This is a genomic window from Sulfitobacter sp. R18_1 (assembly GCF_017743915.1).
GTDB classification, from domain to species: domain Bacteria; phylum Pseudomonadota; class Alphaproteobacteria; order Rhodobacterales; family Rhodobacteraceae; genus Sulfitobacter; species Sulfitobacter faviae.
Genome location: NZ_JAGHRG010000002.1, coordinates 212,480 through 227,979 on the forward strand (window position 1 = coordinate 212,480; position 15,500 = coordinate 227,979).

General features: G+C 65.0%; 15 protein-coding genes and 1 riboswitch. Of the genes, 2 read left to right on the top strand and 13 right to left on the bottom strand.

All coding sequences use genetic code 11. The annotated features are described in order from the left end of the window. Positions 1–2: 2 nt before the first annotated feature. The 8 genes from J7392_RS06285 to J7392_RS06320 form a co-directional block, all read right to left on the bottom strand. Positions 3–632, bottom strand: a complete 630-nt coding sequence (locus J7392_RS06285; RefSeq protein ID WP_067265689.1) for a precorrin-8X methylmutase — start codon at positions 630–632, stop codon at positions 3–5. Beyond that, entirely contained in the window at positions 622–1,770 is a 1,149-nt protein-coding gene (gene cobG, locus J7392_RS06290; protein WP_348540686.1) for a precorrin-3B synthase, read from the bottom strand. Before cobG ends, J7392_RS06285 begins: the two co-directional genes overlap by 11 nt. Then, entirely contained in the window at positions 1,767–5,009 is a 3,243-nt protein-coding gene (gene cobN, locus J7392_RS06295) for a cobaltochelatase subunit CobN (RefSeq protein WP_209216751.1), read from the bottom strand. Before cobN ends, cobG begins: the two co-directional genes overlap by 4 nt. Before the next feature lie 6 nt (positions 5,010–5,015). Beyond that, the gene (gene cobW, locus J7392_RS06300) at positions 5,016–6,050 is read right to left on the bottom strand and encodes a cobalamin biosynthesis protein CobW (RefSeq protein WP_209216753.1); all 1,035 of its coding nucleotides are present in this window, start codon (positions 6,048–6,050) and stop codon (positions 5,016–5,018) included. Then, positions 6,047–6,421 carry a DUF1636 domain-containing protein gene (locus tag J7392_RS06305; RefSeq protein ID WP_209216755.1) on the bottom strand — a complete coding sequence of 125 codons (375 nt, stop codon included), beginning with the start codon at positions 6,419–6,421 and terminating at the stop codon, positions 6,047–6,049. Before J7392_RS06305 ends, cobW begins: the two co-directional genes overlap by 4 nt. A gap of 72 nt (positions 6,422–6,493) precedes the next feature. After that, the gene (locus J7392_RS06310; protein WP_209216757.1) at positions 6,494–7,006 is read right to left on the bottom strand and encodes a hypothetical protein; all 513 of its coding nucleotides are present in this window, start codon (positions 7,004–7,006) and stop codon (positions 6,494–6,496) included. A gap of 11 nt (positions 7,007–7,017) precedes the next feature. Then, positions 7,018–7,701, bottom strand: a complete 684-nt coding sequence (locus J7392_RS06315) for a CbtA family protein (RefSeq protein ID WP_209216758.1) — start codon at positions 7,699–7,701, stop codon at positions 7,018–7,020. Positions 7,702–7,914: 213 nt separating this feature from the next. Continuing rightward, positions 7,915–8,085, bottom strand: a complete 171-nt coding sequence (locus tag J7392_RS06320; RefSeq protein ID WP_082849519.1) for a CbtB-domain containing protein — start codon at positions 8,083–8,085, stop codon at positions 7,915–7,917. A 33-nt stretch (positions 8,086–8,118) separates the two neighbouring features. Further along, positions 8,119–8,336: riboswitch (cobalamin riboswitch) on the bottom strand. A gap of 165 nt (positions 8,337–8,501) precedes the next feature. On the opposite strand from J7392_RS06320, the gene J7392_RS06325 reads away from it, so the two are divergent. Further along, positions 8,502–9,512 carry a PAS domain-containing protein gene (locus J7392_RS06325; RefSeq protein WP_209216759.1) on the top strand — a complete coding sequence of 337 codons (1,011 nt, stop codon included), beginning with the start codon at positions 8,502–8,504 and terminating at the stop codon, positions 9,510–9,512. A gap of 3 nt (positions 9,513–9,515) precedes the next feature. Here the strand turns inward: J7392_RS06325 and pncB are convergent, their stop codons facing one another. Beyond that, positions 9,516–10,808 carry a nicotinate phosphoribosyltransferase gene (gene pncB / locus J7392_RS06330; RefSeq protein ID WP_067265706.1) on the bottom strand — a complete coding sequence of 431 codons (1,293 nt, stop codon included), beginning with the start codon at positions 10,806–10,808 and terminating at the stop codon, positions 9,516–9,518. A gap of 69 nt (positions 10,809–10,877) precedes the next feature. Continuing rightward, positions 10,878–11,474 (bottom strand): bifunctional nicotinamidase/pyrazinamidase, encoded by a 597-nt coding sequence (gene pncA / locus J7392_RS06335; RefSeq protein ID WP_209216760.1) that lies wholly within the window; start codon positions 11,472–11,474, stop codon positions 10,878–10,880. Positions 11,475–11,572: 98 nt separating this feature from the next. Here pncA and J7392_RS06340 point away from each other — a divergent pair, with 98 nt between their 5' ends. Further along, positions 11,573–12,472 (top strand): rhodanese-related sulfurtransferase, encoded by a 900-nt coding sequence (locus tag J7392_RS06340; protein ID WP_209216994.1) that lies wholly within the window; start codon positions 11,573–11,575, stop codon positions 12,470–12,472. Positions 12,473–12,481: 9 nt separating this feature from the next. Here the strand turns inward: J7392_RS06340 and J7392_RS06345 are convergent, their stop codons facing one another. The 3 genes from J7392_RS06345 to J7392_RS06355 are packed head-to-tail and all read right to left on the bottom strand — an operon-like array spanning position 12,482 to position 15,500. Beyond that, a complete protein-coding gene (locus J7392_RS06345; RefSeq protein ID WP_209216761.1) occupies positions 12,482–13,810 on the bottom strand; it encodes an FAD-binding oxidoreductase in 1,329 nt (442 codons plus the stop codon). Continuing rightward, on the bottom strand, positions 13,807–14,628 hold the full coding sequence (locus tag J7392_RS06350) for an ABC transporter permease subunit (protein ID WP_067265716.1): 822 nt from the start codon (positions 14,626–14,628) through the stop codon (positions 13,807–13,809). The genes J7392_RS06345 and J7392_RS06350 overlap by 4 nt, the downstream gene beginning before the upstream one ends. Then, entirely contained in the window at positions 14,625–15,500 is an 876-nt protein-coding gene (locus tag J7392_RS06355) for an ABC transporter permease subunit (RefSeq protein ID WP_168613629.1), read from the bottom strand. The genes J7392_RS06350 and J7392_RS06355 overlap by 4 nt, the downstream gene beginning before the upstream one ends.

Below are 15,500 nucleotides of genomic sequence, written 5' to 3' on the forward strand. Positions count from 1 at the left end.
CGTCATTCCACCCTGCTGGCCAAGGCGTTCACCGCCGCCACGGTGATCGCCGAGCCGCCCAAACGCCCCTGCACGATCATCGAGGGCACCGGCAGATCCTGCATCAAAGCCTCTTTCGATTCCGCCGCGCCGATGAAGCCCACCGGACAGCCGATGATCGCCGCCGGGCGCGGGCAATCGGGGTCTTCGAGCATGTTGAGCAGGTGAAACAGCGCCGTGGGCGCATTGCCGATGGCCACCACGGCACCTTGCAGATGGGGCCGCCACAGTTCCAGCGCGGCGGCAGAGCGGGTGTTGCTCATCTTCGCGGCCAGTGCTGGCACCGAAGGGTCGCGCAGGGTGCAGATCACCTCGTTCTCGCGCGGCAGGCGTTTGCGGGTGATGCCTTCGCTGACCATATAGGCGTCGCAGAGGATCGGTGCGCCGTCCTCCAGTGCCGCCCGCGCGGCCACGGCCATGCCTTCGGAAAAGCGGATGTGTTCCTCCAGCCCGACCATGCCCGCGGCGTGGATCATGCGCACGGCGACGATCTCTTCCTCCGGGGTGAAACGCGCTAGCGCCGCTTCGGCGCGGATGGTGGCAAAGGACTGGCGGTAAATCTCGGCACCGTCGGTGATATAGCTATGGGGCATCGGCGGACTTTCTAAGGTGAGAGGCGATGGCGGCGGGGGTCAGCCCGCGCAGATCAGGGATGGCATCGGCGCGGCCATCGTGGATGAGGTCATAGCGCTCTGGCGCGGTGGCGGTCAGGGTGAGGTCGGTAGCGCGCGGCGCGGCGCAGCCCTTGGCGCAGCCGGAGACATGTAGGCGTTGCCCCTTCGACACCACGGCGGCAAGTTGCCGGGCCAGCCCGCGCGTCTCACCCCGGCCCTGTGCACAGCCCGGCGCGCCGATACAGGCAACCACGCGCAACAGCGGGTCATCGGCGGCGGTGATGAGACCGGCCAGATCAGGTAGGCGCGGGGCACCTTCGATCAGCAGCCGCCGCCACGGGGTCAGGCGGAGCGGGCCAAGCTCGGCGAGCGCGGCAAGCGTTTCGGCCTCCATCTGCCCGAAAGCGCAGGCGACAAGCGCCCCGGCTGGGTAGAGGCCGGGGGCGGGTGTGCCCTGCCCTGTCTGACGCGGGCAGTCGAAACCGGCGGGAAGCGGCGCCCCCGTGGCCGTGGCGCGCGCGGCGCGGGGCACCCCCTGCGCGCGCACCCATTCGGCCAGCGCGATGGCCTCGGGAACCGCGGTCGCGCGGGTCACGGGCTTGGCCCGCCTAGCCCCTTCAATGCAGAGCAGCAGTTGCCCCTCCGCCGAGCGCTCGAACCGGATGTCGGCGGGATCGGCCTGCAACACCGGTTCCAACCCTGCGTCGACCGCATAGCCGAATTTGGCGGAGACATCCGGCAGCGCATGGGCCTGCGCGGCGGCAGAGAGGGCATGGCTCAGGAATTCGGTATCATCGCCCGCCTGCCAAAAGGGGCTGACCATGATGTTGCGCCGCCGCTCTGTCCGCTCATCCACGTCGATCAGCGCCAGCGCGCGCAGCGCGTCGATCAGACCTTCGTGCCGCGCGGGATCGACGCCGCGCAGTTGCAGATTGCCCCGGTTCGACAGGTCGAGCATGCCGTTGCCATAGCGCGTGGCCAGCCCCGCCACGCCGCGGGCTTGGGCCGGGGTCAAGCGCCCCTGCGGCACCCGCAGACGCACCACCAGCCCATCGCCCGAGAGCATCGGACGCAGCGCCCCGGGGCACCAGCCCTTGATCGCCGGGGCCGCGCTCACGTCACCCCGTCCAATGTGGCCGAGATCGAGTTGCGGCGGGTCAGCCAGAGGCCGGACTCGCGCAGCGCCGCGAAACGGTCGCGCATGGCTTGCAAGGCCGCGGGGTTCTCGGCCTCCATAAAGGCAACGAGATCATCGCGCCCCAGCGTGGCGTCGAAATAAAGGTCAAAGAGATGCGCAGGCACCTCGCGTGTCAGATGCGCAAAGGCAGCAAGGTTGTCGAGCGTCGCGGCCACCTCTGCCGCGCCGCGAAAACCGTGGCGCATCATGCCGCTGGCCCAGCCGGGATTGGCCGCACGGGCGCGGACGACGCGGGCGATCTCTTCGGGCATGGAGCGCGCGCGGGGGCTGCCTGCGCGGGTGTGGTCAAGGTGGTACATCGCCGGTTTCTGCGCGCCCAGATGCGCCATCGCGGCGGCAAAGCCGCCTTCGTGGCTGGCATAGTCCGAGGCGAGCAGGATATCGCTTTCGGCCAAGTCCTGCACATGAGCAAAGCCATCGGCGCGCTGCAACTGCGCCTCCAGCGCGGCGCGGTCCTGATGCGCCTCGCCTTGGGCGTTGATCGCCCATTCTGACCCCGCGAGCCACGCCTCGCCCGCCGCGGCGCGACCGGCGTCGGAATAGTCTTGCAAGGCCGCTTCCATATTCACGCCGTAAAGGCCGGGCTTGGGGCCAAAGACGCGCGGCGTGCGGGTGAGATAGGGGTTCATATCCGGCGCTTCTTCGCGTTCGGCCAATGCCGCCGCCCCGGCTTCGAAAAGCTGCGCGAGGCCGGGAAAGACATCGCGGAACAGGCCCGAGATGCGCAGGGTCACGTCGATGCGCGGACGGTCCAGCAGGGTCAGCGGGATCACCTCAAAGCCCGAAACCCGCTCACTGCCCTCATCCCATTTCGGCGCAATCCCGGCGAGATGCATTGCCATGGCGACCTCTTCGCCCGCCGTGCGCATGGTGGCCGAGCCCCAAAGGTCGATCACCAGCCCGCGCGGCCAGTCGCCATTGTCTTGCAGATGCCGTCTGAGCAATTCCTCAGCCAGTTTCACCCCCTGCGCATGGGCGGCCCGGCTGGGCACCCCGCGCGGATCGACGGCATAGAGGTTGCGCCCCGTCGGCAGCACATCAGACCGCCCGCGATAGGGTGAGCCGGAGGGCCCGGAGGTGACGCGCCGACCCGAAAGCGCGGTCAGCAGCCCGTCCCATTCGCCCTCCCCCGCGCCGAAGACGTGCAGACCATCGCCGTATTGGCTTTCCTTGATGTCGCAAACGAAGGCGTCGATCCGGGTCAGCGCCTCGGCCGAGGAACTGGCGGCGTCGAGGCCGAGGTCATCTTCCACCCCCGCCGCTTGCGCCTCGGCGCGGATCGTGTCGACCAGCCGGTCGCGGCGCGCGGGGTCGAGCCCGTCGGCGGTGGAATATTCATCCAGCAGCCGTTCCAGCCGCAACAGCCCATCGGGTGTTTCACTGTCTTTCAGCGGGGGCGGCAGATGGCCGAGCGTCACCGCTCCGATGCGCCGCTTGGCCTGTGCCGCTTCACCGGGATCGTTGACGATGAAGGGGTAGATCACCGGCAGATCGCCGGTAAGCGCCTCGGGCCAGCAATCGCCTGAGAGGGCCACCGCCTTGCCCGGCAGCCATTCGAGCGTGCCATGCGCGCCGATATGCACCAGCGCATGATGCCCCTGCGCCCGCAGCCAGAGGTAGAAGGCCACATAGGAATGCCGCGGCGTGCGGGCGAGGTCGTGATAGCTGTCTTCGCGGTCTTGCAGATCGCCGCGCTCGGGCTGCAGGGCGACCAGCGCGTTGCCGCAGGTTTGGGCCGCGAAGTGAAAGGCGCCGTCCTGCACCAGCGGGTCATCCGCCGCTGCGCCCCACGCGTCGCTAAGGTCATCGCGCAGCGCCTGCGGCAGAGTGGCCAGCGCGGCCTCATAGTCGGCAAGGGGCCAAGTGATGCGCTGCTCGGTCAGGCTGCGGCCAAAGCCAATCTGCGGGGTCACGCCATAGCCCTCACCCGCCAGCCGCATCAACATGTCTTCGACCGACGCCAGCGCATCAAGGCCGACCGCATGGGCCAGTTGATCGTCCCGCCCCGGATAGGTCGAGAGCACCAGTGCCAGTTTGCGTGTGGCCGCCGGGGTCTGCGCCAGCCGATGCCAGCCCAGTACACGGGCGACGACAGCTTCGATCCGCGCCTCTTCGGCGCGGTGGGCAAAGCGGGAATATTGCAGATCGGGGTCGCGCTTTCCGGGGCTCTTGAAACTGACAACGCCGCCAAAGATGCGGCCATCGACCTCGGGCAAGACCACATGCATCGCCAGATCGGCGGGGGAAAGGCCGCGCTCGCTCTCGTCCCAATCGCGCCGCCGGGCGGTGGAGAGGGCCACCTGAAACACCGGGCAGCCCGGCGCGTCGAGCGGGGAGGTGCCATCATCCCCGCGCCCCGAGAAAGCGGTGGCGTTGACGATGGCTACGGGTTTCATCGCCGCCAAGGCATCGTCCAGAAAGCCCCGCGCGGGATCGGATTTGAGCGAGGGTACGAAAAGCCCGATGGCGTTCAGCCCCGCCGCCCGCAACGCCCGGATCAGCGCATCGACGGGCGCGGTATCGGCGGCCAGAAGATAGCTGCGGTAAAAGGTAACCGCGACAGTCTGCCCCGCCGCGTCGGCAAGGGGGAGCACCCCTTGATCGGGGTCGTAATAGCCGCAATCCGGCACCGTTTTCGTGCCCATGACCGGCCCGGCGTAAAAGCCTGCCGCCAGCGCCATCTGCGCCAGCGCGGCCTGCGCCGCCACGGGCCCGCCCGCGTCACAAAGATGCGCAAGACGGCGCAGCGTGGAAACCGGCAAAGTCGAATGCGCGTCGAGCCCCGGATCCTCGCGCCCATCGGCGGGCAAGACGGCCAGCGCGATATCATGGCGGCGGGCGAAGTCTTGGACCTGCATGATGCCGTAGGGCCAGTAATTCTCCCCCCCGATGAGGCGGATTAGAATGCCTTTGGCCCCGGTCAGCGTCTGTTCGATGTAGTTGTCGACCGAGGCCGGGTGCCGCAGCGCCACGAGGTTGCACAGCCGCAGCGAGGGCAGCTTGCCCTCCTTGCCGCCGCCGCGATGCCAGCCTGCCGCGAAAGCGCCGAGGTCACTGTCGGAAAACGACAGCACCACCAGATCGGCGGGGGTTTGCCCCGGATCATAGGGGGTGTCGGTATCCTCCAACCCGTGGCTTTCGCGAAAGACGACATGCATGGGCGGTCAGGCTCCCAAGGTCTCGCGGATTTTGGCAAGGTCGATGTCGTCATGTTCGGCGATCACCACCAGATGCCCGGCGCGCGTGTCGCTGCCCCAAGGGCGGTCGAACTGCTGGCGCACCCGCGCGCCCACGGCCTGCACCAACAGGCGCATCGGTTTGCCCTCGACCGCGACATAGCCCTTCACGCGCAGGATGTTCTGCTTACGCGCGAGCCGCTCGATTGAGGCCACCAGCGCATCGACATCCGACACTTCCGGTATCGGGATCACCACGGTTTCGAAATCGTCATGCTCGTGATCGTCGTGGCCGTCATGATGCGAAGGGCGCGCGGCAAGGTCGTCTTCGGCGGCGGCGTTGAGGCCGAGTACCACCTTGGGGTCGATCACGCCTTCGGTCATCTCAAGGATCGGAATCTCACGCGGGCTTTCCTCTTCGATCACCTTGCGGGCTTTGGCAAGGCCATCGGGACCGGCCAGATCGGCCTTGGACATCAGCACGATATCGGCGCAGGAAATCTGATCTTCGAACACTTCGGAGAGCGGCGTTTCGTGGTCGAGGCTGTCGTCGGCCAGACGCTGCGCGTCCACGGCGGCGACATCAGCGGCAAAAGTGCCCGCCGCCACGGCTTCTGCATCGGCCAGCGCGATAACGCCGTCGACGGTGATCTTGGACCGGATCGCGGGCCAGTCGAAGGCTTTCAAGAGCGGTTTCGGCAGGGCCAGTCCAGAGGTTTCAATCAGGATGTGATCGGGGCGCGTGGGCAGGGCCATCAGTGCTTCGATGGTGGGGATGAAATCATCGGCCACGGTGCAGCAAATGCAGCCATTGGCAAGTTCGACGATATTCTCCGCCGGGCAGTCGTCGATGGCGCAGGATTTCAGGATGTCACCGTCCACACCCACGGTGCCAAACTCATTGACGAGAACGGCAAGGCGACGCCCGCCTGCATTGGTCATCAGATGGCGGATCAACGTGGTCTTGCCCGCGCCGAGAAAGCCGGTGATGACGGTAACGGGGATTTTGGCGAGATCGCTCATACGGTAGGCTCCTGCGGCAGGGTCAAAGGGGGGATACGCGCAAGGCTTTGCTTGCGAAAGATGACCGGGCGTTCGCGCCATGGCACCAGCCCGTCTTGGGTGGCGGCATAGGCGGCGGCTCCGGCAAGGATGTCGGCGGCGTCTTCCTTGGTCAAGCGGCCATAGACATAGGACCATTTGCCCGGCGCAGAGAGCGCCACGGCGGCGCCCTGCGAACAGGCGGAAAGACATTGCACCGGCACGATGGTCACGCCCTCGGGCGCGCCTGCGGCGTCGAGGGCGGCATGAAGCTGCGCGCCGGGGCGCGGGGCGTCTTCCTCCAGCACCTCACCGGCGCGGCAGGTCATGCAGACATGTAGGGTTGCGCTCATTGATCTTGTCCCATCGGGTTATGCGTGCCGGGTATGCGCTCCGGCCCGCCATGAAAAGGGGAGGCGGCGCGATTATTCAACCGTCAGCACCTCGCGGGCCGTAATCGGCGCACCGTTCACCGCCAAGGGGCGGTGGTCATTGGCGTTGAGCGTGACCTCCACCGTGACCTCGCCCTTGGGCAGGTCAGCCAGATGCAGCCACGGGCCGTAAAGCCGCCCGATCTTGGTGCCATTGACATAGACATGGGCGTGGCCCTCGCCCGGTTGATTTGCGCCGCTGGCATTCTGCGGGGCAAAGGCGAAGCCTTCGGTCTCAACAAAAAGGTTATGGCCTGACATCGGGTCGGGGGTCACGCGGATGGCAAGGCTGGGGGCCTCTTCGGCGGCCAGCGCGATGGGCTGGCCGTGCATCCGCGCGTGATCCGCGCCACCGTGATCCATGGCCACATGCCCGCCGCCGCCATGGGCGGCAGGGTCGCCGTGGTCATGGCCGTCGAAGGTCACCCCGTTGCTTGCGGCGATGGCAAAACCGATGCCACCGCCAAAGACCAATCCAATGGCGAATAGCGCCAGTGATCTGTCCATTTCTACCTCCCTCAGGCGTTCTGCGCGCCTTCACGTTGCCAAAAGAACCCGGCGAAACCGCCCAGCAACACCCAGGCGGCCAAGCCGATGCCAAGCGCACGCGCGGCGAAAAGCGCGCCGATCTCGGTCGGCACCGGGCCGCTGAAGCTCTCGGGTTCGGGTGCGCCGATGACATGGGGGGCCATCAGCAGAACCGCCGCCCCGATCCACGCGCCCCACCCCTTGCCAAATGCCAGCAGCCATAGCGCCACCAGCGCCGCCCCGGCGGTGGCGAACCACCAGATCTGCCGCGCGGTGATGTCTGCGGCGGCCACACCGGGCACTTCGGGCGCAAGGCTGAACCCCGGCGCGAGGTGGAAGGCCACGAACCCGGCGACACCCCAAAGGATGCCCCAGCGGCCATCAATCACCGCGCCGCGCTCTTCACCAAGGCTCATCGCGGCCAGAAGGATCAGCGCATAGGCGGTATAGGTCAGCATGGTGAAGATCAGGCTCAACCCATCACGGACGGCATCGAAACCGGGCAAATCGGGATGCGCGCTGACGGGGTCGGCCCCGAAATGCACCAGCGCGCCGGTCTCATAAAGCTCGGCATGAAGCAGCACGGGCTGCACGAAATAGAGTTGCAGCAGGCCGGTCAACAGGCCGGCAGAGGCCCCGGCGAACAGGGCGGAAGTCAGAAAACGTGAAAACATCGCAATGATCCTTGGGTGCGAAATGACACCCGGCGCCGCGCCAAGTGCGGGCCGAGCCATCAGCCAGCCTCAAGATGCGCCAAAGCCCTGCCCACACGGTGAAAGGCAGACGCAGGCAAAACGGCAAGAGGCGGGCATGGAAAGAAAACCAGAATCAAAGACAGCCGGACTGCGGCATGGCAGCCCGGACCCCTGTGATACCGAACGCGGCGCTTAGTGGCAGGGAAAGCCTGTCGCGTGGCGCACGTCATGGGCGGCATCATGCAGTGCTGCGGCCTGCACATGGCCGGTCAGCGCCATCAGAGCCACACCCAATACGGCGGCAAACAGCGCCGGTACGAGTTTGCTGCGCGTGGCACCGGCGGTCTTAATCATCGTCGTCATCTTCAATCTCCTTACCGTCACACCCGACGGAATCTAGCGTTTCATTTGCCTGGCAGGTCTCCTGGCTCGCGGGTCGTGGCCTTTGCCCGCCTTCCCCGTCCGAAAGGACAAGTGGCACGAGGGGCATTGGCTTACCGCTTACAGTCGCGGGGGCGGCTTCGGCTTCAGGGTCGGGCGACCCCTTACTGAATTCCCTTTTCGGTCCCACACTCAAAGGCGCTTTTCGGGACACCAAGCGCCCTCAATTACGCATTTTCGGCCCTTCCTGACAAGCCGCATTTATCGAACCTCGCGGAACCGTATGGCGCATACAGCATTTAGTAGATAAACATGGCCCAACCCCCAGTATGCGGGTTGACCCAAAAGCCACGTGCAGGGCACATTGACGGCCAGTTTCGATCAGAGGGCGGAAATTCATGAACGACAACACGGTCTCCGCCGCTCGGCAGACCCTGACCGAAGACGTTCTAGGCAAGGTCGTGCGCTATGCCCGCTTGCCGCTGTGCATCACCGACCCGACCCTGCCGGACAATCCCATCGTCTATGTGAATGACGCTTTCACCGATCTCACCGGCTATGGCTTGGATGAGATCGTGGGCCAGAACTGCCGCTTCCTGCAAGGCCCGGAAACCACGCGCGAAAGCGTCGATGCGGTACGCGAAATCCTACTGGCCCGCCGGGTCGACACGGTTGAGATCGTGAACTACCGCAAGGATGGCAGCCGCTTCCTGAACGCCCTACAACTGGGGCCGATCAATGACGAAGACGGCAATCTGATCTACTTCTTCGGCTCGCAACTCGACGTTTCCGAACGCCGCCGGGTGGAGCGGGAGCACCGGCAACTGGCCGATGACGAATTGCTGCACCGGCTACGTAATATCGTCAACGTCATGACCGCCATGGTCCGCCTGACCGCCCGTGAGGAGCCGACCCCGGCGGCCTTTGCCGATAAGGTGATCGAGCGGCTTGCCGCCTTGGGCGCGGCGCATTTCGACACGATTGGCCGCAGCGACCAGCATGAGGTGGATTTCGAGACGCTGATGGGGCCGATCATGCGGGCCTATACCTCGGCCACCGAGGATCAGATCAACCTCACCGGGGCGAATCCGCTGATCTCGCACCGCCTCGTTTCCCCCCTGACGCTGGCCTTGCACGAGCTGGCGACGAATGCGGTGAAACACGGCTCGCTCAGTTCCGATACCGGGCGGGTATCGCTGGATATCACCATCCTTCAGGAGCCTGCGCGCCTGCGGTTTGTCTGGCGCGAAACCGGCGGGCCGGAAGTCATCAAATCTCCGCGCAACAGCGGCTCGCGGATCATCCAGTCCTTGACCCGCGCGGTCGGCGGCACCCTGCGCTACGATTGGCAGCCCGAAGGGTTGATCGCCACGGCGGAGTTCCCCGTGGCCGCCCTTGGCGAAGGCTGACCGTCAGACGATCACCTGCTGCGCGGCCTGCTCTCCGACCCCGAAAACACGCTTGTAACGCGCGATCTCATCCGCCGGACCCATCGCCTTGTTCGGGTTGTCCGAGAGTTTGACCGTGGGCCGCCCATTGGCGCTGACCGCTTTGCAGACCAAACTAAAGGGCGCCAGCGCATCATTCGGCACCAGCCCGCGGAAGTCATTGGTCAGCAACGTCCCCCAACCGAAAGAGACCTTGGCCTTGCCCGCAAACTGCGCGTGCAACTCCTTGATCTTGTCCACATCCAGCCCATCGCTGAAGATCACCCGCTTGGTCGTCGGATCCTCGCCGCGGGCGCGCCACCAGTCGATGGCCGTCTGCGCCGCCGTGGCCGGATCGCCGCTGTCGACGCGGATGCCGGTCCAGCCCGCCAGCCAATCCGGCGCGTGATCGAGAAACCCCTTGGTGCCGTAGGTATCGGGCAGGATGATCCGCAGATTGCCCTCATGCTCATCATGCCAGTCCGACAGCACGTCATAGGGCGCGCGGGCAAGGGCGGCGTCATCCTCGGCCAAGGCGGCATAGACCATGGGCAATTCATGGGCATTGGTGCCAATCGCCTCAAGCTCGCGCATCATGGCGATGCGACAGTTGGAGGTGCCGGTAAAGGCATCGCCCAGCCCCTCATGCATCGCCTGCACGCACCAATCCTGCCAGAGGTAGGAATGCCGCCGCCGGGTGCCAAAATCCGCGATCGACAGGTTGTCGACCTCGCGCAGCGCTTCGATCTTTTCCCAGACGCGGGTCATGGCACGGGCGTAAAGCACCTGAAGCTCGAACTTACCCATCGGGTCGAGGGCGGCGCGGCTGCGCAGCTCCATCAACACCGCCAGCGCGGGAATTTCCCAAAGCATGACCTCATGCCACTTGCCCTCAAAGGTCAGCTCATATTGATCGCCTTTGCGTTCCAGATGATAGGGCGGCAGGCGCATGCCCTCGAACCACTCCATGAAATCGGGGCGGAACATCTGGCGCTTGCCGTAGAAGGTATTGCCGCGCAGCCACGTGCTCTCCCCCCGGCTGAGGCTGAGCGAGCGAATGTGATCGAGTTGCTCGCGCAACTCCCCCTCGTCGATCAGCTTGGCCAGCGGGATATGGGTGGAGCGGTTGATCAGGCTAAAGGTGACCTGCGTGTCCGGCTTGTTGCGGAACACCGACTGGCACATCAAGAGCTTGTAGAAATCCGTGTCGATCAGCGACCGCACGATGGGGTCGATCTTCCACTTGTGGTTATAGACGCGGGTGGCGATGTCGACCATGGGAGGTTCCTTATTGCGTGCCCCTTCATGCCAAGGGCGCGGGCAGATGGGCAAGGGGAAAGCGGCGGATCAGGCCAGCGTCACCCCCGCCGCGCGCATGCCTTCGCGGGCTTTGGCAAGCGATCCGTCCAGATCAATCGCCCGGCACAGGTCTTCGCGCACATCGACCTTGAACCCCAGCTTCGCTGCGTCCACAGCCGAGAAGTTCACGCAGAAATCCAGCGCCAGCCCCACCATGGTCAGCCGCTCGATCCCGCGTGTGCGCAGGTAGCCTTCGAGCCCCGTGGGCGTGCGATGGTCATTCTCGAAAAACGCCGAATAGCTGTCGATGTCGGGGTTGTAGCCCTTGCGGATGATCAGATCGGCGCGGTCGGTTTGCAACTCGGGGTGGAACTGCGCGCCAATGCTGCCTTGGATGCAGTGATCGGGCCAAAGCACCTGCGGGCCATAGGGCATGGTGATGACCTCATAAGGCCCGTTGTCCTTATACGATGAGGCAAAAGACGAATGCCCCGCCGGATGCCAGTCCTGCGTCAGAACCACCGCGTCAAACTCGGGCATCAGCGCGTTGATGCCGCGCAGAATCTCATCGCCCTGCGGCACTTCCAGCGCGCCGCCGGGGCAGAAATCATTTTGAACGTCGATCACGATCAGGGCATGGGTCATGGGCATTCTCCTTACCGAAAGGGGTAGGGCTGCGGATGGGGTAGGTCAATGGCACGCGCCGGATTGAGCTTTGCCGCCGAAGCGCTTATTTGACGCTCATGTATACCATCGCCGCGCTATATCACTTCACCCGCTTCGACGATCCCGCCGCGCTCAAACCCGCGCTTTTGGCGCTTTGCGAGGCGCAATCGGTCATGGGGACGCTTCTGCTGGCCCCCGAAGGGGTGAACGGCACCATCGCCGGGCCGCGCGCCGGGATCGACGCGGTGATCGCCCATCTGCGCGCCCTGCCCGGCTGCGCGGATCTGGAGTGGAAAGAGGCCACTAGCGACAAGCCGCCCTTCGGCAAGATGAAGGTGCGCATCAAGCGCGAGATCGTGACGATGGGCCAGCCCGATGTCGATCCCCGCGCCAAGGTGGGCCATTACGTCGACCCGAAGGATTGGAACGAATTGATCCGCTCCCCCGATGTGGCGGTGATCGACACGCGCAACAGCTACGAAGTGGCGATTGGCTCCTTCGAAGGCGCGGTCGACCCCGAGACCGAGAGCTTTGGTGAATTCCCCGCGTGGTGGGAGGCGAACAAAGGCCGCTTCCACAACAAGAAAATCGCGATGTTCTGCACCGGCGGCATCCGTTGCGAGAAATCGACCAACTACCTGATCGGTCAGGGGGTCGAGGATGTCTTCCATCTCAAAGGCGGCATCCTGAAATACCTCGAAGAGGTGCCCGAACAGGAAAGCACATGGGAAGGCGACTGTTTCGTCTTCGACAACCGCGTCAGCGTTGGCCACGGGCTGCGCGAAGGGCCGCATATGCTCTGCCACGGCTGCCGCCGCCCGATCCTGCCTGAGGATACGCAGCACCCTGCCTATGAGGCTGGGGTGTCCTGTCATCAATGTGTGGATGAGACCTCGGCAGAGGATAAGGAACGGTTCCGCGAACGCCAGCGCCAGATCACGCTGGCCAAGGAACGCGCGGCGCGGGAAGAGGGCTGACCGCCCGCTTCAGCGATCCGACAGCGCGAAGCCCGCATAGGCAAAGGGCATGACCGCCCGGCGAAAACGGCCCAATTCGAACCGTGCAAGCGGGGCGCGCATGGGGGCGGGATAGGGCCGCTCGGGCGTTATGCCGCGGACCAGATCGGCCAAGAGCGCACCGGAATAGCTGCCCATCGCCACGCCATTGCCGTGGTAGCACAGCCCTGCGAAGATCCCCGGCTGATCCGGCACCTGCCCCACGAAGGGCATGCGATTGCGCGCGATACAGACCATGCCCGACCAGCCATGCGGCGTTTCGACATGACGCCACGCGGGGAACATCGCCTCGAAATCCGCCCGGGCCCGGGCCAGCGCGCGCCGCTCGGAATTGGGGTTCGACATCAGCCCGCCGCGCACGCCGAACAACATACGATTGTCAGGCATCAGCCGGAAGTAATGCAGCAGATGGCGGCTGTCATAGCTGGCCTGTTGGCTGGTCCAGCCCTGGGCGGAAAGCTCGGCCTCGGTCATCGGGCGGGTCACGATCACGCTGGATTGCGTCGGCATGTAACGCGCGGCCAGCCATGGCGGCAGGTCTTCGGAGGAATAGCCATTGGTGGCGATGATCACCCGCTCTGCGCGGATGCGGCCCTGCGGCGTCGTGACCTCGAACGCGCCCTCCTGCCCTGTCACCCCGGTGGCCGGGCTGTTGTGATAGATCGCGGCCCCCGCCTCTTCCGCGGCCTGTGCGAGGGCGGTCACATATTTGCGGGGGTTGAGGCCAAAGCCAATCGGCACGGTGATCGCGCCCTCGAAGCCTGCGTTCAGCCCCTCGGCGGCCAAATCCGCCTTTTCGGTCAGCCGCGCCGTGACGCCGTAATTCTCCGCGTAGTAATCTAACCTACCGCGCATCTCTTCGAAATCGCGCGGGCGGTGGGCCAGCTGGGTTTCCCCTTGGGAATGCCTATCGACATTGGTGCCGCGGGCGGCGATGAAATCCTCCACCTGTCGGATCGCTGCCACCTCGGCCTGTCGCCAGCCAAGCCGCTCTGCCCGCCCGAATTTCCGGTCGAGCGCCGCGTCATCCAGCATCCCGCCGCCCAAGCAGCAAAAGCCCCCGTTGCGGCCCGAGGCGCCAAAGCCCACGCGCTCGGCCTCCAGCACCGTGGCCCCGACCCCGGCCTGCGCCAGATGCAGCGCGGCATTGAGGCCGGTGAAACCGCCACCGATGATCACAACATCGGCCTGCGCCGCGCCTTGCAGCGCCGGCCGCTCCGGCGCGCCATGGGTCTGATCCCACCAGCAGCCCGCACGCGGCGCTTCGGAATAGGCGAAATCCGCGTAGATACGCTTCATGCGGCGGGCCGTTCCGCCGCGCGGGCCTCCTCCTGCGCGCGCAGGCTTGAGCGTTTGCTGACCAGCGATGCGGTGATGACACCCACGGTCACGATGGCGATCATGATCGTCGAGAGCGCGTTGATCTCGGGCGAGACGCCCAAACGCACGGCGCTGAAGATCTTGATCGGCAGCGTCGTCGCCGATGGCCCGGCGGTGAAGGAGGCGATGACCAGATCATCAAGGCTGAGCGTGAAGGCCAGAAGCCAGCCCGAGATCACCGCAGGCGCGATAATGGGCAGGGTCACGAGGCGGAAGGCCTCCCACGGGGAAGAACCGAGGTCGAGCGCGGCCTCTTCCAACGAACGGTCAAAGGACACCAACCGCGAGGAGACGACGACCGAGACATAGCACATTGAAAAGGTCGTATGCGCCAGCACGATGGTCAGCACGCCCCGGTCGAGCCCGATGCCGATGAAGAGCAAGAGGAGCGACAGGCCGGTGATCACCTCGGGCATCACCAGCGGTGCGTAGATCATGCCGGAGAACAATGTCCGCCCCATGAACCGCCCGCCGCGCACCAGCACATAGGCCGCCATCGTGCCCAGCACCGTGGCGATGGAGGAGGAGATCACCGCGACCTTCAGCGTGACCCAAGCGGCGTTCAGGAAGGCTTCGTTTTGCAACAGCTCGCCATACCAGCGGGTCGAGAATCCGGCCCAGACCGTCACCAGTTTCGAGGCGTTGAAACTGTAGATCACCAGAATGATCATCGGCAGGTAAAGAAAGGCGAACCCCAGCGTCAGCGAGGTCACGTTGAACCATGTCATCCGCTTCATTGTTCGGCCTCCGCCTGTTTCTGCTGGTTGCGCTGGAAGAGGATGATCGGAATGATCAGGATCAGCAGCAGGATCACGGCAACGGCGCTCGCCACCGGCCAGTCGCGGTTGTTAAAGAACTCTTCCCAAAGCACTTTGCCGATCATCAGCGTGCCCGACCCGCCCAAAAGCGAGGGGATCACGAATTCACCCAAAGCCGGGATGAAGACAAGGAAGCTGCCCGCCACGATGCCGTTGCGCGACAACGGGATCGTCACCAGCCAGAAGGCTTGCAAACGCGAGCAGCCCAAATCCTCAGCCGCCTCGTTGAGCGACTCGTCCAGCCGGTCGAGCGCGGCGTAGATGGGCAGGATCATGAACGGCAGGTAGGTATAGACGATGCCGATGTAGACTGCCGTATTGGTATTAAGGATCTGTAAAGGCTCTGCCGTTAGACCTAACCCCATCAAGAGTTGGTTCAGCAGCCCTTCGTTGCTGAGAATGCCCATCCACGCATAGACGCGGATCAGGAAGGAGGTCCAGAACGGCAGGATCACCAACATCATCAATGTGGCGCGCCACTCTTCGGGGGCGCGGGCCATGCCGTAGGCGATGGGATAGCCGACCAAGAGCGTCAGCGCGGTCGATACAACGGCGATGCGCAGGGAGCTAAGGTAGGCTTTCCAATAAAGATCGTCGGAGGCGAGGAAGGTAAAATTCTCGAAATCCAACTGGGCGATCAGGGCGCCGATGCCGTCCTTGATCGTCGGCGTATAGGGCGGGATCGCCAGCGCCGTATCGGAGAGGGAGATTTTGAAAACGATCAGGAAAGGCACCAGAAACAGCGCCAACAGCCAGAGGTACGGGACCGCGATCAGGGCGAAACGACGCAT